The sequence below is a fragment of the Halochromatium glycolicum genome (genome assembly GCF_016584085.1).
Taxonomy (GTDB): Bacteria; Pseudomonadota; Gammaproteobacteria; order Chromatiales; family Chromatiaceae; genus Lamprobacter; species Lamprobacter glycolicus.
In genome coordinates this window covers 32,928-55,561 of the sequence record NZ_NRSJ01000021.1, presented here as the reverse complement: position 1 = coordinate 55,561, position 22,634 = coordinate 32,928, and the positions used below count along the sequence as shown (strand labels likewise).

At 65.3% G+C, this 22,634-nt stretch carries 21 protein-coding genes; 13 read left to right on the top strand and 8 right to left on the bottom strand.

Annotated features, from left to right (window positions below):
- Positions 1 to 14 precede the first annotated feature (14 nt).
- Complete coding sequence (gene rpoZ, locus CKO40_RS12485) at positions 15 to 293, top strand: DNA-directed RNA polymerase subunit omega (protein WP_200346549.1); 279 nt, start codon at positions 15 to 17, stop codon at positions 291 to 293.
- A complete protein-coding gene (locus CKO40_RS12480; RefSeq protein WP_200346548.1) occupies positions 280 to 2,649 on the top strand; it encodes a RelA/SpoT family protein in 2,370 nt (789 codons plus the stop codon). Before rpoZ ends, CKO40_RS12480 begins: the two co-directional genes overlap by 14 nt.
- 13 nt (positions 2,650 to 2,662) lie before the next feature.
- Here CKO40_RS12480 and CKO40_RS12475 read toward each other — a convergent pair whose 3' ends face one another.
- Genes CKO40_RS12475 through grxC form a run of 3 tightly spaced genes read right to left on the bottom strand, consistent with a single transcriptional unit; the run spans position 2,663 to position 3,834 of the window.
- Positions 2,663 to 3,127, bottom strand: coding sequence for a hypothetical protein (locus tag CKO40_RS12475; protein ID WP_200346547.1), 465 nt, complete (start codon positions 3,125 to 3,127; stop codon positions 2,663 to 2,665).
- Positions 3,128 to 3,172: 45 nt separating this feature from the next.
- Positions 3,173 to 3,580: an RNA-binding S4 domain-containing protein gene (locus CKO40_RS12470; RefSeq protein WP_200346546.1), complete on the bottom strand. Its 408-nt coding sequence runs from the start codon at positions 3,578 to 3,580 to the stop codon at positions 3,173 to 3,175.
- Positions 3,577 to 3,834, bottom strand: coding sequence for a glutaredoxin 3 (gene grxC / locus CKO40_RS12465; RefSeq protein WP_200346545.1), 258 nt, complete (start codon positions 3,832 to 3,834; stop codon positions 3,577 to 3,579). The genes CKO40_RS12470 and grxC overlap by 4 nt, the downstream gene beginning before the upstream one ends.
- Positions 3,835 to 4,090: 256 nt before the next feature.
- On the opposite strand from grxC, the gene pepN reads away from it, so the two are divergent.
- A complete protein-coding gene (pepN, locus tag CKO40_RS12460; protein ID WP_200346544.1) occupies positions 4,091 to 6,739 on the top strand; it encodes an aminopeptidase N in 2,649 nt (882 codons plus the stop codon).
- A gap of 59 nt (positions 6,740 to 6,798) precedes the next feature.
- Here pepN and CKO40_RS12455 read toward each other — a convergent pair whose 3' ends face one another.
- Positions 6,799 to 6,936: a DUF29 family protein gene (locus CKO40_RS12455; RefSeq protein WP_200346543.1), complete on the bottom strand. Its 138-nt coding sequence runs from the start codon at positions 6,934 to 6,936 to the stop codon at positions 6,799 to 6,801.
- On the bottom strand, positions 6,933 to 7,337 hold the full coding sequence (locus CKO40_RS12450; RefSeq protein WP_200346542.1) for a S24 family peptidase: 405 nt from the start codon (positions 7,335 to 7,337) through the stop codon (positions 6,933 to 6,935). The genes CKO40_RS12455 and CKO40_RS12450 overlap by 4 nt, the downstream gene beginning before the upstream one ends.
- A 204-nt stretch (positions 7,338 to 7,541) precedes the next feature.
- Between CKO40_RS12450 and CKO40_RS12445 the strand changes: the two genes are divergently transcribed.
- The 4 genes from CKO40_RS12445 to CKO40_RS12430 all read left to right on the top strand — a co-directional run bounded on the left by CKO40_RS12445 (position 7,542) and on the right by CKO40_RS12430 (position 12,334).
- Positions 7,542 to 9,377: an ABCB family ABC transporter ATP-binding protein/permease gene (locus CKO40_RS12445; protein ID WP_200346541.1), complete on the top strand. Its 1,836-nt coding sequence runs from the start codon at positions 7,542 to 7,544 to the stop codon at positions 9,375 to 9,377.
- Positions 9,374 to 11,086 carry a GAF domain-containing sensor histidine kinase gene (locus CKO40_RS12440; protein ID WP_200346540.1) on the top strand — a complete coding sequence of 571 codons (1,713 nt, stop codon included), beginning with the start codon at positions 9,374 to 9,376 and terminating at the stop codon, positions 11,084 to 11,086. Before CKO40_RS12445 ends, CKO40_RS12440 begins: the two co-directional genes overlap by 4 nt.
- The gene (locus CKO40_RS12435; protein WP_200346539.1) at positions 11,086 to 11,733 is read left to right on the top strand and encodes a response regulator; all 648 of its coding nucleotides are present in this window, start codon (positions 11,086 to 11,088) and stop codon (positions 11,731 to 11,733) included. Before CKO40_RS12440 ends, CKO40_RS12435 begins: the two co-directional genes overlap by 1 nt.
- A gap of 130 nt (positions 11,734 to 11,863) precedes the next feature.
- A complete protein-coding gene (locus CKO40_RS12430; RefSeq protein ID WP_200346538.1) occupies positions 11,864 to 12,334 on the top strand; it encodes a rhodanese-like domain-containing protein in 471 nt (156 codons plus the stop codon).
- Positions 12,335 to 12,428: 94 nt separating this feature from the next.
- Here the strand turns inward: CKO40_RS12430 and CKO40_RS12425 are convergent, their stop codons facing one another.
- Positions 12,429 to 13,352, bottom strand: coding sequence for an NAD(P)H-binding protein (locus CKO40_RS12425; protein WP_200346537.1), 924 nt, complete (start codon positions 13,350 to 13,352; stop codon positions 12,429 to 12,431).
- Positions 13,353 to 13,808: 456 nt separating this feature from the next.
- Between CKO40_RS12425 and CKO40_RS12420 the strand changes: the two genes are divergently transcribed.
- Positions 13,809 to 14,510: an SDR family NAD(P)-dependent oxidoreductase gene (locus tag CKO40_RS12420; RefSeq protein WP_338074168.1), complete on the top strand. Its 702-nt coding sequence runs from the start codon at positions 13,809 to 13,811 to the stop codon at positions 14,508 to 14,510.
- On the opposite strand, the gene CKO40_RS12415 is transcribed toward CKO40_RS12420, so the two are convergent.
- Positions 14,507 to 14,860: a Fis family transcriptional regulator gene (locus CKO40_RS12415; RefSeq protein WP_200346535.1), complete on the bottom strand. Its 354-nt coding sequence runs from the start codon at positions 14,858 to 14,860 to the stop codon at positions 14,507 to 14,509. The genes CKO40_RS12420 and CKO40_RS12415 overlap by 4 nt on opposite strands.
- Before the next feature lie 744 nt (positions 14,861 to 15,604).
- Between CKO40_RS12415 and CKO40_RS12410 the strand changes: the two genes are divergently transcribed.
- Both CKO40_RS12410 and CKO40_RS12405 read left to right on the top strand, forming a co-directional pair.
- Complete coding sequence (locus CKO40_RS12410; RefSeq protein WP_200346534.1) at positions 15,605 to 16,429, top strand: DNA-formamidopyrimidine glycosylase family protein; 825 nt, start codon at positions 15,605 to 15,607, stop codon at positions 16,427 to 16,429.
- Positions 16,430 to 16,521: 92 nt separating this feature from the next.
- Positions 16,522 to 17,502, top strand: coding sequence for a DMT family transporter (locus CKO40_RS12405; RefSeq protein WP_200346533.1), 981 nt, complete (start codon positions 16,522 to 16,524; stop codon positions 17,500 to 17,502).
- 30 nt (positions 17,503 to 17,532) lie between these two features.
- On the opposite strand, the gene CKO40_RS12400 is transcribed toward CKO40_RS12405, so the two are convergent.
- Entirely contained in the window at positions 17,533 to 18,087 is a 555-nt protein-coding gene (locus tag CKO40_RS12400; RefSeq protein WP_200346532.1) for a hypothetical protein, read from the bottom strand.
- A gap of 178 nt (positions 18,088 to 18,265) precedes the next feature.
- Here CKO40_RS12400 and CKO40_RS12395 point away from each other — a divergent pair, with 178 nt between their 5' ends.
- The 3 genes from CKO40_RS12395 (at position 18,266) to CKO40_RS12385 (ending at position 22,422) form a co-directional block, all read left to right on the top strand.
- Entirely contained in the window at positions 18,266 to 19,327 is a 1,062-nt protein-coding gene (locus CKO40_RS12395; RefSeq protein ID WP_200346531.1) for an Sfum_1244 family protein, read from the top strand.
- Positions 19,328 to 19,604: 277 nt separating this feature from the next.
- Positions 19,605 to 20,819: an alanine transaminase gene (alaC, locus tag CKO40_RS12390; protein WP_200346530.1), complete on the top strand. Its 1,215-nt coding sequence runs from the start codon at positions 19,605 to 19,607 to the stop codon at positions 20,817 to 20,819.
- Positions 20,820 to 21,105: 286 nt separating this feature from the next.
- Positions 21,106 to 22,422: a homoserine dehydrogenase gene (locus tag CKO40_RS12385; RefSeq protein WP_200346529.1), complete on the top strand. Its 1,317-nt coding sequence runs from the start codon at positions 21,106 to 21,108 to the stop codon at positions 22,420 to 22,422.
- Positions 22,423 to 22,634: the final 212 nt, after the last annotated feature.

Here is a 22,634-nt window from a genome sequence, read left to right as displayed (position 1 = left end):
TCTGGAGTATTTGCATGGCTCGGATTACTGTTGAGGACTGCCTCGAACACGTCGATAACCGCTTCGAGCTGGTCCTGGTCGCGACCAAACGCGCAAGGCAGCTCGCCAAGGGTGTCGAGCCCTTATTGCCTTGGGAAAACGATAAGCCGACCGTCATGGCGCTGCGCGAGGTCGCCGCGGGTCTGATCGAGCCGCAGACGCTCGAGGAGGGTGACCGGGCGGCGCAGGATGCGGCCGAGGCGCTTGAGCGTGCGCTGGCCGAGGAGCTTGCATCGCGGGATGCAGAAGACTGAGGCGCAACCCGATCCACCCGAATGGGGTGCCCCTGCGGTCGCGCTGCCGACGTCGCGCGCATTGCTGCATGAACGGGTGCCGAACCAGCGGGAAGTCGCGCAGCCGGATGACCAGCTTGGGTCCGGGGCCGGACGCTCTGACCTCGAGGTAGCGGCGGCTCCCTCAGGGCCGCGTTTTCTGATCAGCGATCTGCTCGCGGAGCTCGAGGCCTATCTCCCGCGCGATCAGGTCAGCGAGGTCTATCGCGCCTACCTGTTCGGCGCTGAGGCGCACCAGGGGCAGGCGCGCCAAAGCGGTGAGCCTTACATCTATCATCCGATTGCCGTCGCGCGCATCCTCGCCGAGATGCGCATGGATTACCAGGGTTTGATGGCGGCGATCCTGCACGATGTGATCGAAGATACCGCGACGGGCAAGGAACAGCTTGCCGATCGCTTCGGTGAGGCCGTCGCCGAGCTCGTCGATGGCGTCAGCAAGCTCACACAGATCGACTTTCCCTCGCGCGCCGAGGCGCAGGCCGCCAGCTTCCGCAAGATGATGCTCGCGATGACGCGCGACATTCGCGTCATCCTGATCAAGCTCGCTGACCGGCTGCACAATATGCGCACGCTGGATGCGATGATGCCGGCCAAGCGGCGGCGGATCTCGCGCGAGACCCTCGAGATCTACGCCCCGATCGCGAATCGGCTCGGCATCAACCGCATCCGTGTCGATCTCGAGGAGCTCGGGTTTCGACATCATTGGCCCTGGCGCCACGCCGTCCTGTCGCACACGATCAAGGCGAAGCGTCAAGGGCAGCGCGAGATGGTGAAGCGGGTCGAGCAGACGCTGCGGGCGCGTCTGGACGCCGAAGGCATCGAGGCCGAGGTCTCAGGCCGTGAGAAGCACCTCTACAGCATCTATCGGAAGATGCGCGAGAAGGGGCGGGCGTTCGATGAGCTGGTCGATGTGTTCGGGTTCCGTGTCGTGGTCGATCGGGTCGATACCTGTTACCGGGTGTTGGGTCAGGTTCACGATCTCTACAAGCCGGTGCCGGGTCGGTTCAAGGATTACATCGCCATCCCGAAGTCGAACGGCTATCAATCGCTGCATACCGGCCTGGTGGGTCCTCAGGGGGTCCCGATCGAGATCCAGATCCGCACCGCTGACATGCATCGGTTGGCCGAGTCCGGTATCGCGGCGCATTGGATGTACAAGAGCGCCGGTGAGGGCAGCGGTCCGCAGGCCGCCGCGAAGGATTGGCTGCAGGGGCTGATCGAGGTCCAGCGCGAATCGGGCGATTCCCAGGAGTTTCTCGAGCACGTCAAGGTCGACCTGTTCCCGGACGAGGTCTATGTCTTTACGCCGAAGGGTCGCATCATGGTCCTGCCGATGGGTGCGACCGTCGTCGACTTCGCCTATGCGATCCACTCCGATGTCGGCAATACCTGTGTCGCGGCCCGCATCGACCGTCGTCTCGCCTCGTTACGGACCGCGTTGCGCAGCGGACAGACCGTCGAGATCATTACCGCCCCAGGCGCCAAGCCCAATGCCGCCTGGCTGAACTTCGTCGTCACGGGCAAGGCGCGCGCGAGCATCCGCAGCTACCTCAAGAATCTTCAGAATCGCGAGGCCGAGGCGCTCGGGCAGCGCATGTTGAGTGCCGAGCTGGCGGCGCTCGGGGTGACGCTCGAGGACATCGGCGAGCCCCGCATCCTCGCCCATGCGCTCGAATGCGGTCTTGCCGATAGCGCCCGCCTGTTCTCGGAGATCGGGCTCGGCAACCGAATGCCGATGCTGATCGCGCGCCGCCTAGCAGGACCTTCCGAGACGGTGCCGGCCGCCGAGGCGGCCGGAGCGGAGACCGAGCCACAGCAGAGCGAGCCAACGGGCCGGGCACGTCGGTTGGCGATCCGCGGCACCGAAGGGATGGTGGTGCATTTCGCGCGCTGTTGTCGGCCGATTCCAGGCGATCCGATCGCTGGACTCTTTAATCCGGGCAAGGGCATCGTCATCCACCGCAGCGAATGCCGCAATCTCGGCGATTTCCATTCGAAACGCGATAAGTGGATCGATGTCGAGTGGTCCGAAGACCCGCAAGCCGAGTTTCCGACCGAGATCCGGGTCGATGTTGGGAACCGCCGGGGGGCGCTCGCGACCATTGCGACCGCGATCGCCGAGCAGGGGTCCAACATCGAGAACGTGCATTCACGCGACAAGGACGGGATGACGACGACCTTGGACTTCCTGATCAACGTGACCGGCCGCAGACATCTGGCCGAGATCATGCGCCGGCTGCGTCAAATCCCCAGTGTGACGCGGATCATTCGGCTGTCGAACGCGGGACGCCTCCGTGAGGGGATCAGTAAGCGCTGAGCCGATGCTCGCCTCAGCGGCGTCGCCGTTCGCGAAACGGTCGACGCCCGCGATAGGCCGTAATCTGCTGCACGATCACCTGGAAAGGGATCTCGTCGAGACTGCCGAAGCGCGCGACGGCGGCCTCGACGATCGCATCAACGTCATCGATCCTGATCGGCACCTCGTCATCGGGGTACAAGGCCGCATGGACCCCGCGTAATCCGCCCACCTGGACGCGCATCGCCTTGGCATGCGGGAGCGCCGACTGGCCATCGGTGGTCCGTAACGCGAAGCGTGCCTGCGCGCGCAGGAGTTCCAGCAACGTCGTGCAGCGCGTTTGGGCGGCATCGGCGTTGCATTGCACACCCTCGCGCTCGGCGATGCAGAAGCGTTCGGCGCGGCTGCAGGCGCATTGGTTGGTCAGGATGCTCTTCTCGAACGGGCAGAAACGCTCGTTGATGGTGTCATAGGTTTCACGGAAGACCTGATTATCCATAGACGCCCGCCCCGATCGTTGGTTGTGCCGTCCTCGTTGTCCAAGTCAGCGGCCGGTGAGCTCTTCGAGGCGCCGCCGATCGCGCTTGGTGGGTCGCCCCCGTTCCGAGCGCTTGATTGGAGCCTCGGCGCGCCGCTGTTGGACGATCTCCTGGCGCCGCAGTCGGCTGGCCTCGTCCTCGGTGAACAGCAGAGCCGCCTCGCTCGCCGGCCGACGCTGCTTCGAGACCGCCTTGACCTCAATCTCCCATTCGAGCTGACCCTTATGGATGGTCAGGCGCGTGCCTGGGCGCACGGTTCGGCCCGGCTTGACCCGTTGGCCGTCGACATGGACCTTGCCACCGTTGATCGCCTCGACCGCGAGCGGACGGGTCTTGAAGAAGCGAGCGGCCCAAAGCCATTTGTCCAGCCGCTGGCCCTCGCTGCCGGGCGCTGTCTGGTCCTTCGCCGTCATGGCTCTCTCAGCAGTGGATCGAGCTTGCCGGCCTGGTCCAGCTCGGCCATATCGTCATAACCGCCGATGTGCTGGTCGGCGATGAAGATCTGCGGCACCGTCGTGCGCTGACTGCGCTGAATCATGGCCCGCATCTCGCCTTGGTCCTGATCGACCCGAATCTCCTCGAACTCGACACCCTTGCGCTTGAGCAGCCTGCGCGCGCGCACGCAGTACGGACAGAATGCGGTCGCGTACATTTGCACGATGGGCATGATTGTGATGCTACCTCCTCTAATCTGGGCAGCTTGCGGCCCCTCTCAACTCCTCGGCCATCGATTCGGCCTGGATTTGGATGCACCTGGCCCCTGTATCCTGCCAGGCAGTCGCTGGCGGCGCAGGCTGCTTGAAATCGGCCCAACGCGGCCGGATCACCCAAGACTGTCATAATCGGACCAGAGCCGCCAAGGGCCTGCCGTTGGAGCCTACCTCGGTTCCGTTTCCCCATCCTAGCAGCCACCGAGCACGCCGATGTACCGCACTACGCCGCCTGTTACCCGCCTCAGCGATTACCAGCCACCGGAGTTCCTGATCGACGATGTGTCGCTGAGACTCGAGCTGGATGCCGAGCAGACCGCTGTCGACGCCGAGCTGAGTCTGCGCCGCAACCCGGCTGCGACGCGTGGCAACGGCGATCTCCGCCTCGATGGCGAGCACCTCGCGCTCGAGGCGATCAGCCTGAACGGCCGGGCGCTGACCCCGGCTGAGTATCAGCTCGAGGACGATCACCTGCTGGTGCACCGGGTCCCGGACCGGTGCCGATTGCAGACGCGGGTGCGGATCAACCCGGCCGAGAACACCGCCTTGGAGGGGCTCTATGTCTCCGGCGGGATGCTCTGCACCCAATGCGAGGCCGAGGGCTTTCGCCGTATCACCTATTTTCTCGATCGGCCGGACGTGATGGCCAGGTTTCGGGTCAGTCTGGTCGCCGATCCGGCGCGCTACCCGGTGCTGCTTTCCAACGGTAATCCGGCTGGCGAGGAAACGCTCGCGGACGGCCGCCGCTGTGTGCACTGGGAGGACCCGTTCCCGAAGCCGAGCTATCTGTTCGCGATCGTTGCCGGCGATCTGGTCGCGGTCGAGGACCGGTTCACGACCGCCTCGGGCCGCGCGATCCCGTTGTGCATCTATGTCGAGCCGGGCAACGAGGACAAGTGCGACCATGCAATGCGCTCGCTGATCAAGGCGATGCGCTGGGACGAGGAGCGCTACGGTCGCGAGTACGATCTCGACGTGTTCAATATCGTCGCCGTCAGTCATTTCAACATGGGCGCGATGGAGAACAAGGGGCTCAACGTCTTCAACGCCAAGTACATCCTCGCCCGGCCCGAGACCGCGACCGATGCCGATTTCGCCGGCATCGAGGGCGTGGTCGCCCACGAGTACTTCCACAACTGGACCGGCAACCGCATCACCTGCCGTGATTGGTTCCAGCTCAGCCTGAAGGAGGGGCTGACAGTCTATCGCGACCAGGAGTTCTCGGCCGATATGGGCTCGCGCGGGGTCAAGCGCATCGAGGACGTGCGCCTGCTGCGCGCGCGTCAGTTCCCGGAGGACTCGGGGCCGATGGCGCATCCGGTGCGTCCCGACTCCTACATCGAGATCAACAACTTCTACACCGCGACCGTCTACGAGAAGGGCGCCGAGGTGGTGCGGATGCAGGCCAACCTGCTCGGCCCGGAACGCTTCCGAAAGGCGACCGACCTCTATTTCGAGCGCTTCGACGGTCAGGCGGTGACGACCGACGATTTCGTCGCCTGCATGGAGGAGGGCGGCGGCATCGATCTGACCCAGTTCCGGCGCTGGTACAGCCAGGCCGGAACGCCGCAGCTCGACTGCGAGGATGACTACGATGCCGCGACCGGGACCTATCGGCTCGAGGTGCGTCAGCACACGCCCAGCACGCCAGGGCAGCCTGAAAAGCAGCCGCTGCACATCCCGTTGGCGTTAGGCTTGGTCGATGCCGAAGGCCGGGACATGCCCGTGCAGCTCGCGGGCGAATCCCAACCGCCGGCGCCTGGTACGCGCATCCTAGCACTGCGCCAGCCGGTCGAGCGCTTCGAGATCCTCGGTTGCGCCACGCGACCGGTCCCGTCGCTGCTTCGCGGTTTCTCGGCACCGGTCCAGCTGTGCTACCCCTACACCGAGGAGCAGCTCAGTTTCCTGATGGCGCACGACAGCGACGGTTTCAATCGTTGGGACGCCGCGCAGACGCTGGCGCAGCGGGTTCTACTGGCAATGGTCGATGATGCGACCACGGCGGTTCCAGCGTCTTTTCTGGACGCGTTCAGGGAGGCTCTACAGGATGAGACGGCCGATCCGGCGCTGCTCGCCGAGGTCTTGACGCTGCCGTCCGAGGGTTACCTCGGCGAGCAGATGACGGTGGTCGATGTCGACGGCATCCATCGTGTGCGCCAGGCGTTGGCGGCGGCGATCGGCTCCGGTCTGGCCGCTGAGCTGCAGGCCGTCTATGCGCGGACCCGCAGCGAAGAGGGCTTCGACCTGAGCCATGCCGCGATGGGTCGGCGCGCGCTGGGGAATCTCTGTCTCGCCTATCTGGTGCGGGCCGGCGATGCCCAAGGCCTGGAGCAGGCGCAGCGGCAGTTCGACGGACAAGCGAACATGACCGATGTGATCGCTGCGCTGCGAACACTGCTCGAGGCCCCTGATGCGGAGACCGCTGCCGCTGGCGAGCAGGCGTTGGCCGGGTTCTACGAGCGTTGGGCAGATGAACCGCTGGTCCTGGATAAGTGGTTTGCATTGCAGGCGCAGAGCAGCCGCCCGGATACCTTGGCGCGCGTCGAGCGACTGCTCGAGCATCCGGCGTTCTCGCTGACAAACCCGAATCGAGTGCGCGCACTGATCGGTGCCTTTGCATCCGGAAATCCAGTCCGTTTTCACGCGGCCGACGGTGGCGGCTATCGTTTCCTTGGTGACCGCATCCTCGAGTTGGACCCGCTCAATCCGCAGATCGCCTCACGGTTGCTGTATCCGATGACGCGCTGGCGGCGTTACGACGCGGGCCGCCAGCAGCAGATGCGCGCCCAGCTCGAGCGCATCCTCGAGGTCGAGGGCCTCTCCAACGACGTCTACGAGGTGGTCTCGAAGAGCCTCGAGTAAGGGGTTCGCTCAGGGGGTTCGATCAGGCGCTGAACGGCGGCGAGGCAGGGCAGACGCTCTCAGTCTCGCGGCTGCGGGTAGTAATGCTTGTCGAGCGCCTGCTCCGGGCCGTAGGGGCATCGTTCTGGAAAGCCGTCTGGCGCGAGTCCCGTTTCATCGCTGGCGAGCTCCACGGCGTCGGCTCGGTCATGGCTCATGCGTTCTCCCGGGTGATGTCGACCGCATCGATCGCGGTCTGTGGCGCACTCGCCGGCTCGCCGGCGTCCAGGTATTCGTAATGCTTGATCGACCGACGGATGTTGCGTTGGATGATCACGCCGAGCACCTTCCAGTCAAGCCCTGTCAGCTCGATTGAGGGGAAGCGCTCATCAAGCGGCAACAGCCATTCCCGGCCATCCGCGTTGCGCCGGTATTGGCGGAACCAGCGCACGCCCTCGACCTCGGCGAAGACATACATCCCGCTGCGGCATTGCTCGGTCGGCTCGATGATCACGACGCACTTGTCCGGGAACTCCGGCTCCATGTCCGGCCCGAGCACCTGTAGCGCGTAGGGCTCGTGCATACTGCAGCCGGTGCCTTCGAGCATGGGTTCTGACATCATTCGTCCTCACTTCTGGTTGCGGGATGGCTTGCGCCGCGCCCGCTGCATGGATCGTTTGCCACGCCCGAACGGCACGGACTCTGGCACCTACCAAGGTGGGATTGACGCCACTGACCTCAACGCAGACCTCAGCGCATCGGGTCAGACGGCCCTGACCCTGGCCCGTTAGCAGACCATGAGCCTATCCAACCGCCCCCGATCATGATTCGAATCCACGCTGCGACCGAGCGCGTCCACACCGATCGGCGCGACAGCCAGAATCTTCGCGGCATGTTGCCCTATCTCGCGGAGTTTCGCGGCAGGGCGTTGATGGCATTGGGCTGCCTGGTCCTGGCCAAGCTTGCCAATGTCGGCGTGCCGATGGTGCTCAAGGATATCGTCGACGCCTTCGAGCAGGCCAATGGGGCCGCGCTGGCGCTGCCGGTCGGTCTGCTCTTGGCCTACGGCGCGCTCAAGCTCGGCAACTCGCTGTTCAATGAGCTGCGCGATGTGGTCTTTGCGCGTGTGCGCTTCCGGGCGATGCGCCGACTCTCGACCCGGGTGCTGACGCACCTGCATCGGCTCTCGCTGAGCTATCACCTAGGCCGACAGAGCGGGGCCGTCAGTCGCGATCTGGAGCGGGGAACGCGCTCGATCGCGACGATCCTGAACTATCTCGTGTTCAGCGTGATCCCGGTGCTGGTCGAGTTCACACTGGTCGCCGCGGTACTGCTGACCAAGTACGACCTGATCTTCACGCTGGTCACCTTCGGTACCGTGGTGGTCTACATCGGCTTCACCTTCGCGATCACCGAATGGCGGATGGATTATCGACGCCAGATGAACGTGCTGGACTCGCAGGCGAATACCCGTGCGTTCGACAGCCTGCTGAACTACGAGACAGTCAAGTACTTCGGCAACGAGCGGCTCGAGCTCGATCGCTATGATGGGACCCTCGCCGAATGGGAAGACCTCGCGGTCAAGAGTCAGAGCTCGATGTCGCTGCTGAACTTTGGCCAGGGCAGCATCATCGCGCTCGGGGTCACCCTGATCATGTTCTATGCAGCGCAGGGTGTGGTCAGCGGCAGCATGAGCATCGGCGATCTGGTGCTCGTGAATGCCTTCATGCTGCAGCTGTTCATCCCGCTCGGCTTCCTTGGCATCGTCTATCGCCAGATCAAGTATGCAATGGCCGATATGGACCTGGTGTTCAAGCTGCTCGATCGCGAGCCCGAGGTCACCGATGCGCCGGATGCGCCGGCGCTGGCGCTCGATCAGGGTGCAGTGCGCTTCGAGCATGTCGGCTTCCGCTACCAGCCGGAGCGTCCGATCCTGCACGAGGTCGATTTCCGCATCGAGCCCGGGGAGACGGTTGCGGTGGTCGGGCACAGCGGCGCCGGCAAATCGACGCTCGCGCGCCTGTTGTTCCGCTTCTACGATCCGCAGCAGGGCTGCATCCTGATCGACGGCCAGGACATCCGCGCGGTCACCCAGGACAGCCTGCGGGCGGCGATCGGCGTGGTGCCGCAGGACACGGTGCTGTTCAACGAGACCATCCGCTACAACCTGGCCTACGGGCGACCGAGCGCGAGCGAGAAGGAGGTGAGGCACGCGGCCGAGCTGGCCCACATCGCCGAGTTCATCGAAGGGCTGCCGGACGGTTGGGAGACCGTGGTTGGTGAGCGGGGCCTGAAGCTCTCCGGTGGCGAGAAGCAACGGGTCGCGATCGCGCGTGCGATGCTCAAGCGCCCGCGCATCCTGATCTTCGACGAGGCGACCTCGTCGCTGGATAGCCGCACCGAGCAGGCGATCCAACAGACCCTGGCCGAGGTCGCCGAGAACCACACGACGCTCGTGATCGCGCACCGGCTCTCGACCGTGGTCGATGCCGACCGCATCCTGGTGATGGATCGCGGTCGGGTGATCGAGCAAGGCGGACATCGGGCGCTGCTTGAGCAGGGCGGTGCCTATGCGGCGATGTGGGAGCTGCAGCAGCGCGAGCGCGAGATCGAACCGGCAGAGAATGGCGCACCGCGCCGGCCGGGAGCCCGGCCATGACATTGCGGCTCGCATCGGCTATCCGTGCGAGGTCCCGCGTCGCGTCGCTGTCCGGTCACGCCGGCGCATCATCGGCAACGCGCACCGAGCGCAGCGGGCGTGCCGGCGCGGAAGCGAACAGCGGCCAGGCAGCCGGGGCTGGCCCGCGTGGACGCGTTTGGCAGATCCTCGTCGCCGCGCGGCTTGCCTGGCCGCTCGCGACGGTGGTACTAGCGTTGCTCGGCGCGCTGATGCTGCTGCTGGTCAATATCGCGCTGCCTGTCCAGAGCTGGCCGAAATGGCTATGCTTTGGTTTCCTGACGGCAGGGATCGCGGCCGTGATACTGGCCGGCATCCGGCTCAAGACCCAGCTTTTGGTTCCGCTGGTGAGCTTGGAGGACACCGTCGCGCGCGTCTGTCAGGGCGAACCGGGCGCGAGCCGGGCGCTGTCGAACGTCGGCGTGCTCGACGGTATGGCGCGCGATATCGGCACCCTGAACGCCGAGCTGACCGAGCTCTACGAGGACATGGACACCCGGGTCGCGCGCCAGACCATGCGGCTGGCGCAGAAGACCGCCTCGCTCAAGATCCTCTACGACGTCGCTGCCGAAATCGCCCAGGCCGAGAGCGTCGATGCGCTCCTGGTACGCTTCTTGCGCACGCTCAAGGAGATGGTCAATGGCCGCGCGGCGACGGTGCGGCTGGTGGCGCCCGATGGGAGTCCGCGCCTGGTCGGCTCGATCGGGCTCGATGACGATCTGGTCCGCGAGCAGGATATGGCGCCGGTCGATCTCTGTCTGTGCGGCACCGTGCTCTGCCCGGGCGAGATCGTCTGCGACAACGACCTGCGCTATTGCTCGCGGGTCTACGGTCGGCGCATGTTCGACAGCGATGAGCTCGAGGTCGTGACGGTGCCGCTCAAGCACCATGATGAGCTGCTCGGCGCCTACAGCATCTTCATCGAGCGCCCCGGCATCAGCCGCCGCGAGGACATCCTCGATCTGCTGGCGACCATCGGCCAGCATATCGGTGTGGCGATCGCCAAGTATCGCTCCGACCACGAGGCCCGTCGGCTGTCGATCCTTGAGGAGCGCAGCTCGCTCGCCCACGAGCTGCATGACTCGCTCGCGCAGACCCTCGCAAGCCTGCGCCTGCAGGTGCGCATGCTGGCCGAGGGGCTCGACGAGCAGACGCTCTCCGCCGAGGTACAGGCGGACCTGCGACGCATCCGCAACGGCATCGACGAGGCCCACGGCGAGCTGCGCGAGCTGCTGGCGAGCTTCCGGGCGCCATTGGATCGGCGCGGGCTGGTGCCAACCTTGGAAGAGATCACCCAACGCTTCGGCCAGCGCACCGGCGTGCATTGCGTGTTCCAGATGGGCTGCCGTCCGTTCGACCTCTCGGCGGCCGAGGAATTGCAGATCATGCGAATCGTCCAGGAAACGCTGACCAATGTGCGCAAACATGCGCAGGCGCAGACGGTACGGGTGCTGCTGACCCGCGAGTCCACCGGTGAGTACGTGCTGCTGATCGAGGACGATGGGGTCGGTTTCAGCACCCCGCGACGCAGCGGCCATCCCGGCGAGCACATCGGGCTGTCGATCCTGGAGGAACGGGCGCGGCGCATCGGTGCGGCGCTGCACATCGAGAGTGAGCCCGGCGAGGGCACCCGGGTCGAGCTCGTGTTCAATCCGAGCGCGCGCAGCGCCTCCGAGGAGCCGGTCAGCTGATGCGCGTGCTCTTGATCGACGACCATGCCCTGTTTCGGATCGGCCTGCTGGAGCTGTTGGAACGCCGCGGGATCGAGGTGATCGACGCGGTGGGTGAGAGCGATGTCGGCCTGCAGCTGGCTCGCGATTGCGCGCCTGATGTGGTGCTCATGGACCTGCGGATGCCCGGCGAGAGCGGGATCGATCTGGTGCGCAAGATGCGTCAGCAAGGGATTGACCGGCGGGTTGCGATGCTGACTACGAGCACCGATGAGCGTGATGTGATCGAGGCCCTGCAGGCCGGCGTGAGCGGTTACCTGCTCAAGGACATGGAACCGGACGACCTCGTGGCCGCACTGGAGGGCATCCTGGCCGGGCGGACGGTCGTCGCGCCGGAGCTGACCGGGGCCTTGGCGCGGGCGCTGCGGCAGGAGCCAGAGCAGGTCGTCGAGAAGCCGGTCGCCTTCTCCGATCTGACCCCGCGCGAGATGGAAATCCTCTGCCATCTGGCCGGTGGTCAGAGCAATAAGGTGATCGGCCACGAGCTCGGGATCTCGGAGGGCACCGTGAAGCTGCATGTGAAATCCATCCTGCGCAAGCTCGCCGTACGCTCGCGGGTCGAGGCCGCCGTGCTGGCCGTTGAGCAGGGGCTGTGCGAGCGCGAATGAGCCTGGAGCCCAGGTCGAGCCACACATCGGGCCGGGTGCCGACGGCAGTGCGGCCGACAGGGGTCAAAACCGAACAGCGGGCCCGGGGTGACGACCGCACCCTGGCCGATAGTCGTTAAGGAGTGAATCGATGAAGAATTTTCTTCAACTGATCAGTAATTGCTTGACCGACGTGGGCGAGATCATGCCTTGGGATCTCGTCGACCGGCTGGAGATGAACCCGGATCTCCTCATCGTGGACGTCCGCGAGCCGTACGAGTTCGAGGCGATGCATATCGCCGGTTCGATCAATGTGCCGCGCGGCATCCTCGAGAGCGCCTGCGAATGGGATTACGAAGAGACCGAGCCTGAGTTGGTCCAGGCGCGCGACCGCGAGGTGGTGGTGGTGTGTCGCTCCGGCCACCGCAGCATCCTGGCGGCGAGCTCGATGCAGGTGCTCGGCTACACCAACGTGGTCTCACTCAAGACCGGCGTGCGCGGTTGGAAGGACTTCGAGCAGCCATTGGTGGACGGGGCCGGCAACGATGTCGACCTCGACGAGGCCGATGTCTACTTCACGCCGAAGCTGCGCGCCGATCAGCACCGACCGGCGGCGGCTTGATCGAAGGAACGAGGCGCCGCTGCCCCGAAGCGGCGCTTCCCCATAGTGTAATCGAGCGTGCAGTCGTCTTGACCGTCGGGCGTCGTGCCCGGCGTCAGCTCTCGGCCAGATAGGCGAGGGAGGTCTGATCGAAGCGTCTTGGAGTGATGCCCAGCTGACCCAGCCCGTCGTCAGCGCAGGTATTGCCCGCGAGCAGCATGCGCAGCTGGTCCCGAGTGACGGGGAACCAGCTGAAGCGTCCGAGCACCGACGCGACCGGCTCGAGCACCATCGCTGGCGCCGGCACCATCAGCTTCGATTTCCCGGTCGCGGCCGCAATCGCCTTCAAGATCGCCTTCCAGCTCGCCGGGTCAGGGCCGCAGAGCTCGTAAGTCCGGCCAATCGTCTCGTCACGCTCGAGCGACAACGCGAAGGCTGCGGCGACATCCTCGACATGCACAGGTGCCAGCTCGAACTTGCCCGCATTAAAGGCCGACAGCCCGGCGAAGAACAGCGGCGCCGGTAGCGGACTGTCGATCAGCTCGGCCTTGAGCTGCGTGCAGAACTCCATCTTTCCGCGCGGCGGCCCGAAGATCACCGAAGGCCTGAAGATGGTCCATTGCAATGACGACGCCTTGAGCCGGTCTTCGGCTGCCAGCTTCGTGGTCTGGTAGGGGGTCTCGGCGGTCTCGATACCGTTCGCGCTCATCAGCAGGAAGCGCTCGACGCCGAGCGCTTCTGCGATCCCGATCGTGCGCTCCGCGCCGCGGCGCTGCAGGGCGTCGAAGGTGATGCCTTGCTGCGGCTGCTCGCGCAGGATGCCGATCAGATAGATCGCTGCGTCGGCGCCGTCCAGGCAGGCGCGGATCGCGCCTTCGTCTGAGACATCACCGTGGACGGCGGTGCAGCCCGGCTGGGCCTCGAGCTTATGCTCGCTTCCTGGTCGCGTGAGCACTTGGAGCTCATGGCCGCGCCCGGCGAGCGCGTCAACGATGTAACTGCCGACGAATCCAGTTCCGCCGATGATCCCGATCTTCATTAGTCATCTCCTCAGGGGGTTGTTGAATGTCGATTGCACAGCAGCTCGAGTTTGGTCGCGAGTGCATCGCGTCAGAAATGCCGAAGACCCTTTTCCTGCCAGCTGGCTCTCAGCGCTGTAGGCGCCCGCTTGCGGGCGAGCAGGCCGCGCTCACGGCGGCGAAGATCGCCCGCAAGCGGGCTCCTACCCCACGGCCATTGCCGGCAGCGACCATCGGTCTCGGGGTTTCCGCTGTTTTGCACGAGCCCTGCGGTTAGGACGAACCTGGGGATGGCGTGCGCAGCACAACAGGCCGGCATATGCCGCGGAGGCGATTTGGACCTAACCATCAGTAAACGCGCTGCTGTGACTAAAGGTTGTCTGACAGAGATGGGTACGAGGTCAGGCTTGTAAATGTTATGTCCAGAACAGAGTCTCGCTAGCTGCTGAATGCTTGTTCAATCACCGGAGGCCCCTGTGACCAACCATATCCTGATCGTCGGCGCGAGCTCGGGCGTCGGCGAAAGCTTGCTCAGGTCCCTAATCGAGCAGGGACATCAAGTGACCCATCTCTCGCGATCTGCGGATAAGGTGCCTGCAGTCAGCGGCGCTCGCGGCGTCGTCTGGGATGCGGTCAAGGAGCCGTTCCCGGCCGAGTGCTTGCCTGAGCGGCTCGACGGCCTGGTCTACTGCCCCGGCAGCATTCGGCTGAAGCCCTTCACCCGGCTGCGCGAACAGGAGCTGCGCGACGACCTTGATCTCAATCTGTTGGGTGCGGTGCGGACCTTGCAGGCCGTGTCTGAACCGCTCAAACGCAGCGATCGTGCGGCGGTCGTGCTGTTCAGCACCGTCGCGGTTGGGACCGGCATGCCGTTCCATGCATCTGTTGCCGCAGCGAAAGGGGCCGTAGAGGGTTTGACGCGATCGCTCGCCGCCGAATGGGCGCCGGCCATCCGGGTCAACGCGGTCGCACCAACAATCACCGACACCCCGCTTGCGGGAAGGCTGTTGAACAGCGATGAGAAGCGTCAGACGGCTGCAGACCGCCATCCGCTGAAGCGGATTGCGACGCCGGAGGACATTGCCGATGCGGTGCGTTGGCTGCTGACCGGGAACAGCCTCGTCACCGGACAGGTGCTGCAGCTCGATGCCGGTCTGTCGGAGCTGCGACTGCTTTAGGTGCTCGTGGCCGGGACGGTCGAGGCGACCGGAGGGGTCGTGTGCTGCTGAGGTCGCTTCAGGCCAAGGCGGCGCAGTTTCGATTTCAGGCTCGTGAAGGCCGATTTGATCGACTCATCGGCCTTCTTCTTTGCTTCTCTGACCATGATCTGTTGACGATCAGGGGAGATCGCGATCAGCTCAACGCGGACGCGGTGCCCGTTCAGCTGATCGAATTCTTCGGCGATGCGGGCTTGGATGTCGTAACGACGCCCCGGGAAACTGTCCTGAATCGCTTGGGCGTTTTGGTTGATCAGCTTCTTGATGCGCTGATCCAAGGCTAGAAAATCTCCAGAGATTCGCACGCTCATTCACTACCTCGTGGGATGGGGCGCTGCGCGGGGCACTAATCAATCGCCCGCAAGCCTGCAGCGCCTTGGCAGGGTTACGCAGGCGATAAGCCATCGAGATCGCCTCCGCGGACCGCAGCCAGGATGCCATCGGTGATCGGTCAGCTGCTGCCGGTCGCTAGGGATCATTCGACCCCATGATTGCAACCTGTCTGGTCTTGAGCCCACGACCTGCTACATCTCAGCAGACAGTTGCGGGGATTCGTCCACTGTCTACTGTGGGTGATGCCTTGGCGGCTGATCGTGGGGCAGTCATCAAGACTACTGTGTACATCCTGTTGTGCCGTCTTTGCCGGTTCAGCGGCCATTACAAGGCATTAGAGGTCTAGGCCGCGGCGTCGCTCGCCGGCCCATCCTCACTCCATTCGAGGGCAAGCATCGTCAAAGGGGTGGGGCTGCGGTGCCTGCCCGACTGTCCTGTCATCTTCGAGATTAGCACAAGAATCGCGATGAGACAGCAGGTTTTCAAGCATTGAGCCGGCTTCGGCTGTGCATCGTTGGGATGCAGTCCAAATCCTTACATTTCAGAGGCGTTCTTGCGGCCGGTTAGGCGAACTTTTGGTCGTCGGTGCCCTCGAACCGACTGAGCTTCGCAAGAAGCTCTCTGACTCCTTGTCGTGTTCCCCGCCTCCGGCGGGGATTTTTTTTGGCCGTCGGTCGGCCGATGGCGTCGACCCGTTCGATCCCTTAAGGAACTCATGATCGATGCCTGAGGGCGATACCATCACCAAGGTCGCGCGCTTTCTGGATTCGGCGCTCGCAGGCCGGCAGGTTGCACGCATCCTGCTGCATCCGGCACTTGGAGCATCGTCCGGGCCGGCCGAAATCGAACGGATCAGCGCACAGGGTAAGCACCTCTACGTGACGCTGGGGGATGGCCGGGTGTTGCGCAGCCACCTGGGTCTTTACGGCAGCTGGCATCGCTATCGGCCAGGCGAGCCCTGGCGGCGGCCGGCGCGGCAGGCCGCGATCCGTGTGCTTGCCGAGGACTGGGAGTACGTCTGTTTCAACGCAAAAGAGGTCGAGTGGCTAACGCAGCAGGGCTTCCGTCTCGCCGATCAGCGCGCGCGGCTCGGTCATGACCTGATCAGCGAATCGATCGAGCCGGCGCAGTTGGCTCAGCGTGCACGGCGGATGCTGGAACCCAAGACCCTTGTGGTCGATGTGCTACTGGATCAGCGTCTCGCCGCCGGGATCGGCAATGTCTACAAGTCCGAGGTCCTGTTCATCGAGCGCGTTTCGCCGCTCAGCTGCCTCGGCCAGTTGAGCGATGAACGGCTGCTCGGACTCTATCATCGAGCGGCCGTTCTGCTGGCAGCGAATCTCGGGGGCGGACCGCGGACCACCCGAACCGCGAGGGACCGCCGTGGACATCTCTGGGTCTATGGACGTTCCGGTCAGACTTGCTTGCGTTGCGGCGAGGAGCGCATTCAGCGCGGGATACTGGGTGCGCAGCCGCGCTCGACCTATTGGTGTGGAAGCTGCCAGCCTCCGTTCCCGCCGCGTCCAGCGACCGCGTCGGCGGGCTGAGACGGGCTTGCCACAGTGGGGGGCGATATGCCCAAAGCACATCAATGCTCGGCACGGCAGAGCGGAGGGTCGGGTGACGGTGAGCGGGGGTGATGAAGCCCGAACGCGAGACCAGTGACTGGCTCATGCTCGGCGCACTGACGCTGATGTGGGGCTCGTCGTTTCTGTTTACTAAGCTCGCGGTGGAAGGGCTGGCCTTCGCGCAGGTCGTCACGGCGCGTCTAGTGCTCGGGGCATCGGTGCTGGTGCCGATCGCAGTGGCAATGCGGCGTCCTGTGCCCCGTCAGCCGCGCGCCTGGCTCTTCTTCCTGCTGATCGCGGTGATCGGTAATCTGCTGCCATTCTCGTTAATCACCTGGGGGCAACGGTCGATCGACAGCGGTTTGGCCGGCATCCTGATGGCGGTGATGCCGCTAGCCACCCTGGGGCTGGCGCATCTCTTTGTGCCGGGCGAGCGCTTGACTCGCGGCCGGGTCGGCGGATTCCTGCTGGGGTTTGCCGGTGTTGTGATGCTGCTGGGACCGGAGGCGCTGTTGGCGATCGGCGGGGACCGCGGCTCGCTGCTGCCGATGCTGGCCGTTCTGGCCGGTGCGCTCTGCTACGGGGTTTCGGCGATCCTCTCGCGGCTGCGCCCGACAACCGATGCCCTGACCACTGCGGCCGCGGTGACGGCGTTCGCGGCATTGCTGTCGCTGCCGGGCGCCATCGCGTCGGGGCCTGCGCGACTCGACGCTGCGGCGTTCACTCCCTCGGTGATCGTGGCGGTGCTGTTCCTAGGGTTGTTCTCGACAGCGACGGCGATGCTGGTCTACTTCCGCTTGATCCAGACGGCCGGGCCGGGGTTCACCTCACAGTTGAACTATCTGATCCCGCTCTGGGCGGTCGCGATCGGCATCCTGTTTCTCGGCGAGGCGCTGGGTCTGGGCCATCTCATTGGACTGCTGCTGATCCTGGGCGGGGTGCTGATCGCCCGTCGCCGCGCGCCCGCCGCGCCGCGCGCCCGCGCCGCCCAGGGATCGGCTCAGCGGGCTGATCAGCCGGCTGGGTCCGAGCAGGGCTCGCGATCGGTGTGATGGCATGGCCAGGGATCATCCAGCCCTGGCTCATTCGAAGAGGTCTTGAAAGGCCTTTGCAAAGCGTTTGTAGGCGTCCCAACCGTCCTTATCCATCACCTGGTCGATCACCCACCGGTTCTCCTCCTCCTGGCCCATCAGTTGTTGGATCTCGAAGCCGAGGTGGCGCAGGAACGGGTAGGTCGGTCCTTCGTCGTCGAGCTGGAAATCGGCGTATTCCTCTGAGCGCGCGTTCAGCCGATCGAGGAACGGTGAGCCGTAATCGCCCGCGCCGAGCAGGTCCTGGCTGTTGTCCTGGACATGGACGACCAGCTTCTTCGCGAACGCGGTGATCAACGCCCGACGCTCGGCGTCGTCGAGCTGTTCGTGGCTGAGACGGTCCGCAATCTGGATCAAGAAGATCAGATACTCCTGGATCACGGTCAGCCGCTGGGCGTCATCGCGGTAGACGAAGCGCTCGCAATGCAGCGCAATCGCCTTGTCGACCGCGATACGCCAGGCGATGAAGGCGAGTGCGCCGCCGATCTCGTCGAGCGAGCGCTCGTGCTCGTCGTTCCACCAGTGGCTCTTGATACGTAACGCCATATCGGATTCCTCGTCGATGACTCCGGGCGTCGGCGGGATCGAGAGGGGCTCCCGTGCCCAGCCGACTTTATTTCTGAGTATTTTGCTGGGTAAACTCGATCCTTACCTAAGGGTCGACCCGGATCGGAGCAATGCTCCGCAGATGGGGCCGCCCCGTTCGCAGAACAGGTCACCGATCATGAAGTCTCATCAGGTCAAAGCGCTGACCGAGACCGTCCAGCGCAACTGTCACATCTCTGATGCCCGCCACGGCGGCGACTATTCGCTCTGCGTCTATCTGATGAAGATGCGGGAGTATTATCGCTGGGAGAAGCGTCTGCCCTTCGATGCCGTCCTTGAAAAGGATTCGGTCGGTAACTGGCTGGCCGAGCGCGAGGAGCTCTGGGAGTCCTTGGCCGAGGCCGATCTCTCCCCGCTCGAGATCGAGGGCGAGCGGTTCGACCCCTTCGATGCCGATGCGATCAATGCGCGCCTCGCTCCGGAGGGGCTGGTCTACAGCAGCGGGCTCGGCAATCAGGCCAAGCCACACTTCTTCCTCGGCGCCCTCGAGCGGCGCGCCGTCAACGGCGACTGCGCCGTCTACATCTCGGCGGGGGAGTATGCCCGGGATCTGACCGCGCCGCCGGCGATGTCACTCGGCAGCACGATCTTCCTGCGGCGGGAGTCGCTGCGCCGGATGCTCTGGGAAAAGCTCGAGAGCTGGCGTTGGAGCCGCCCGGACAACGCGCTGGGGCGGGCCTTCGCCTGCTACGACTTCGATGCCGATTTCGCCTCGGCGCTGGATGCGATGGCCGATCGCGAGATCGACAACGCGCTGTTGCATGAGCAGGGCGAGCATCAGGCGGGCGTTGCGCTCGGCGATGCAGACTGGAGTGAGATGCTGCTGGATCTGGCCCAGACCCCGGCCGAGCTGATGGCGCGGGCGGTCCGGGATCACCTCGCCGACTGCCTGGTGACCCTGCCGCGGCTGCTGGAGCGCGCGGATCTCGCGGCCCAGCCGGCGGCGTTGCATTTCTATCTCGGCAATCTGACCAACATGCGCAAGTCGATCTTCCCGGCCTTGGCCGATGCCTACGAGGCCTGGCGCGCCAACGGCGATCCGCGCGATCTCTGGCAGGTCGCTGAGCGTGGCCGGGATCATTGGCGCGAGCTCGGCGAGGCGATGCTCGCGCTGCATCGACAGCACGGGGCGAATGCGGTCGGGCCGATCCGGGACCTGGTCTCGGATCGGCATCTGTAACGGGATGAGCGAGCCGCGTTGATCGACTGCAAGGCGCCCGGGGTCCTTGAAAGGGCCGGTAGCGGCACGGCTGACCGATCGTCGGTCCACCACGTTGGCACCGACCTGGCGCAGGCGCTCGCCCTGGCCACCAAGCAGCCGCGGGCCAAACGGAGTGATGCCTGTCGCGCGCGGCGCTGGCCGCTTGCCATTGTCTGCTAGCCCCGCTGGCTTTTGATCCGGGCGGCGCGGCGGTACACTCGTCAGATTCGTTCAATGCTCCTACCCCGAGGTCTCCGTGGTCGCCCCGCAGCCGAGCTTTCGCCGCATCGAGCGGCTCCCGCCCTATGTCTTCAACATCGTCAACGAGCTGAAGGCGGCGGCGCGCGCGCGTGGCGAGGACATCATCGACTTCGGCATGGGCAATCCGGACCAGCCAACGCCGCAACATATCGTCGATAAGCTGGTCGAGGCCTCGCAGCGCCGCGACACCCATCGCTACTCGGTCTCGCGCGGCATCCCGCGTCTGCGCCGGGCGATCTCGCGCTGGTACCTGGATCGCTACGATGTCGAGCTCGACCCCGACAGCGAGGCGATCGTGACCATCGGCTCCAAGGAGGGCCTGGCCCATCTGGCGCTCGCGACCATGGGCGCCGGTGACACGGTGCTGGTGCCGAATCCGGCCTATCCGATCCACCCTTATGGTTTCATCATCGCCGGCGCCGATGTGCGCCATGTGCGGCTGACGCCGGAGGTCGATTTCTTCGAGGAGCTGCGCCGGGCGATCCTGGACTCCTGGCCGCGGCCGAAGATGCTGGTGCTGAACTTCCCGGGCAATCCGACCACCCAGTGCGTCGATCTGCCGTTCTTCGAGCAGGTGGTCGCGATCGCGCGCGAGCACGGCATCTGGGTGGTGCACGATATCGCCTATGCGGACATCGTCTTCGACGGCTACAAGGCGCCGTCGATCCTGCAGGTCGAGGGCGCGAAGGACATCGCGGTCGAGTTCTTCTCGATGTCGAAGAGCTACAACATGCCGGGCTGGCGCATCGGCTTCATGTGCGGGAATCCGCAGCTGATCGCGGCGCTGGCGCGGATCAAGTCCTATCTCGACTATGGCACCTTCACGCCGATCCAGGTCGCCGCGATCCATGCGCTCGAGTCGCCGCAGGACTGCGTGCGCGAGATCCGCGATATGTACCAGAGCCGGCGCGACTGCCTCTGCGATGGCCTCAACGATGCCGGTTGGCCGGTCGAGCGGCCAAAGGCGACCATGTTCGTCTGGGCGCGCATCCCCGAGGCCTATCGGGCGATGGGCTCGCTCGAGTTCTCGAAGAAGTTGCTGCGCGATGCCAAGGTCGCGGTCTCGCCAGGGGTCGGCTTCGGCGACTATGGCGATGATCATGTGCGCTTCAGCCTGATCGAGAACGAGCATCGTACCCGTCAGGCGGTGCGCGGCATCAAGCAGATGTTCCGTGAGGATGCGCGGGCGGGGTCGCCGTCCGAGGCTTAACTGCCGTAGCGCCAGTTGAACCGCCGCGGCGCCGGCTGAACCGCTGGGGCGCCAGCTGAACCGCCGCGGCGCCGGCTGAACCGCTGCGGCGCCAGTTGAACCGCCGCGGCGCCGGCCGGGTGCCCGCTGCTTGGGGACGCCGTGAACCCATCCATGGGGGCTTGGCGATCGCCGTCCGGGCGATCGACACCCCAAGCAGCGGACACCCGGCCGACACCGCTCGACACGGGCATCATTCATGCGCGGCCGCGTCGCCGTGATCAGCATTGAGAACTGAGGAGAGTCTATGGAACCGGTCAAGATCGGCCTGCTGGGATTGGGGACCGTTGGCGGTGGCAGCGTCACCGTGCTGACGCGCAACGCCCACGAGATCGCCCGCCGCGCCGGGCGCGGCATCCGCATCACCCATGCCGCGGCCCGCCAGTATGAGCCCGAGCGGATCGAGGGGATCGAGCAGATCGATCGCATCAGCGACGATGCGTTCGCGGTCGTCGATGATCCCGAGGTCGATATCGTCATCGAGCTGATCGGCGGCTATTCGCCGGCGCGCGAGCTGGTGCTGAAGGCGATCGAGAACGGCAAGCATGTGGTCACCGCCAACAAGGCGCTGATCGCGCTGCACGGCAACGCGATCTTCGCCGCCGCCCAGGCCAAGGGCGTGATGGTCGCGTTCGAGGCGGCGGTCGCCGGCGGTATCCCGATCATCAAGGCGGTGCGCGAAGGGCTGGCGGCGAACCGGATCGAGTGGATCGCCGGGATCATCAACGGCACCGGCAACTTCATCCTCAGCGAGATGCGCGACAAGGGGCGGGAGTTCGCCGATGTGCTGGCCGAGGCGCAGCGGCTCGGCTATGCCGAGGCCGATCCGACCTTTGATGTCGAGGGCACCGATGCCGCGCACAAGCTCACGATCCTCGGCTCGCTGGCGTTCGGCATCCCGCTGCAATTCGACAAGACCTTCACCGAGGGGATCTCGCGGATCGAGCCGCAGGATGTCGCCTTCGCCGCCGAGCTCGGCTACCGGATCAAGCACCTGGGCATCACCCGGCGCGCTGCCGACGGCATCGAGATGCGGGTGCACCCAACCCTGATCCCGCACCGGCGTCTGATCGCGAACGTCGATGGGGTGATGAATGCAGTCCTGGTCAAGGGCGATGCGGTCGGGCCGACGCTCTACTACGGCGCCGGCGCCGGTGCCTTGCCGACCGCCTCGGCGGTGGTGGCCGATGTGGTCGATGTGGTGCGCGCCCTCACGACCGACCCGACCAATCGGGTGCCGCATCTGGCGTTCCAGCCCGACGAGCTGACCGATACCCCGGTGCTGCCGATCGCGGCGGTCGAGACCGCCTACTATCTGCGCATCACCGCGCTCGACCGGCCCGGGGTGATGGCGAGCATTGCCGGCATCCTGAGCGAGGAGGGGATCAGCATCGAGGCGATCAAGCAGAAGGAGCCGGCCGCCGGCGAGATGACGGTGCCGCTGATCCTGCTGACGCATCGCGTGCGCGAGGCCGCGATGGATCGCGCCATCGCGCGCATCCAGGCCTCCGACGGCGTCAGCGGCGAGGTCGTGCGGCTGCGGATGGAGACCCTCGACGGCTAGGCCCGGCTCGGATTCGGCTGCGCGCAGGCGGGGCTATGATCGCCGCCGTGCCGCCCCGAGCGCCTTCGGCTGCCCGCCTGCGAGGCGGGCCTAGCGCGCTGCGTGCGGCCCCGAGCGGTCCCGAGCCGGTGCAGGCTGGTCGGTTTGGTGGGGCGTTCGGTGGGAAGGCCCGGCTCGCGGGTCTGGCAGCTCGGTCCTGAGCAGGTCCTGAG

Excerpts from the sequence above, each read along its gene's own strand:
- rpoZ (WP_200346549.1), top strand. The coding sequence starts at position 15 with ATGGCTCGGATTACTGTTGAGGACTGCCTCGAACACGTCGATAACCGC.
- CKO40_RS12480 (WP_200346548.1), top strand. The coding sequence starts at position 280 with ATGCAGAAGACTGAGGCGCAACCCGATCCACCCGAATGGGGTGCCCCT.
- CKO40_RS12475 (WP_200346547.1), bottom strand. The coding sequence starts at position 3,127 with ATGGATAATCAGGTCTTCCGTGAAACCTATGACACCATCAACGAGCGT.
- CKO40_RS12470 (WP_200346546.1), bottom strand. The coding sequence starts at position 3,580 with ATGACGGCGAAGGACCAGACAGCGCCCGGCAGCGAGGGCCAGCGGCTG.
- grxC (WP_200346545.1), bottom strand. The coding sequence starts at position 3,834 with ATGCCCATCGTGCAAATGTACGCGACCGCATTCTGTCCGTACTGCGTG.
- pepN (WP_200346544.1), top strand. The coding sequence starts at position 4,091 with ATGTACCGCACTACGCCGCCTGTTACCCGCCTCAGCGATTACCAGCCA.
- CKO40_RS12455 (WP_200346543.1), bottom strand. The coding sequence starts at position 6,936 with ATGAGCCATGACCGAGCCGACGCCGTGGAGCTCGCCAGCGATGAAACG.
- CKO40_RS12450 (WP_200346542.1), bottom strand. The coding sequence starts at position 7,337 with ATGTCAGAACCCATGCTCGAAGGCACCGGCTGCAGTATGCACGAGCCC.
- CKO40_RS12445 (WP_200346541.1), top strand. The coding sequence starts at position 7,542 with ATGATTCGAATCCACGCTGCGACCGAGCGCGTCCACACCGATCGGCGC.
- CKO40_RS12440 (WP_200346540.1), top strand. The coding sequence starts at position 9,374 with ATGACATTGCGGCTCGCATCGGCTATCCGTGCGAGGTCCCGCGTCGCG.
- CKO40_RS12435 (WP_200346539.1), top strand. The coding sequence starts at position 11,086 with ATGCGCGTGCTCTTGATCGACGACCATGCCCTGTTTCGGATCGGCCTG.
- CKO40_RS12430 (WP_200346538.1), top strand. The coding sequence starts at position 11,864 with ATGAAGAATTTTCTTCAACTGATCAGTAATTGCTTGACCGACGTGGGC.
- CKO40_RS12425 (WP_200346537.1), bottom strand. The coding sequence starts at position 13,352 with ATGAAGATCGGGATCATCGGCGGAACTGGATTCGTCGGCAGTTACATC.
- CKO40_RS12415 (WP_200346535.1), bottom strand. The coding sequence starts at position 14,860 with ATGAGCGTGCGAATCTCTGGAGATTTTCTAGCCTTGGATCAGCGCATC.
- CKO40_RS12410 (WP_200346534.1), top strand. The coding sequence starts at position 15,605 with ATGCCTGAGGGCGATACCATCACCAAGGTCGCGCGCTTTCTGGATTCG.
- CKO40_RS12405 (WP_200346533.1), top strand. The coding sequence starts at position 16,522 with ATGAAGCCCGAACGCGAGACCAGTGACTGGCTCATGCTCGGCGCACTG.
- CKO40_RS12400 (WP_200346532.1), bottom strand. The coding sequence starts at position 18,087 with ATGGCGTTACGTATCAAGAGCCACTGGTGGAACGACGAGCACGAGCGC.
- CKO40_RS12395 (WP_200346531.1), top strand. The coding sequence starts at position 18,266 with ATGAAGTCTCATCAGGTCAAAGCGCTGACCGAGACCGTCCAGCGCAAC.
- CKO40_RS12385 (WP_200346529.1), top strand. The coding sequence starts at position 21,106 with ATGGAACCGGTCAAGATCGGCCTGCTGGGATTGGGGACCGTTGGCGGT.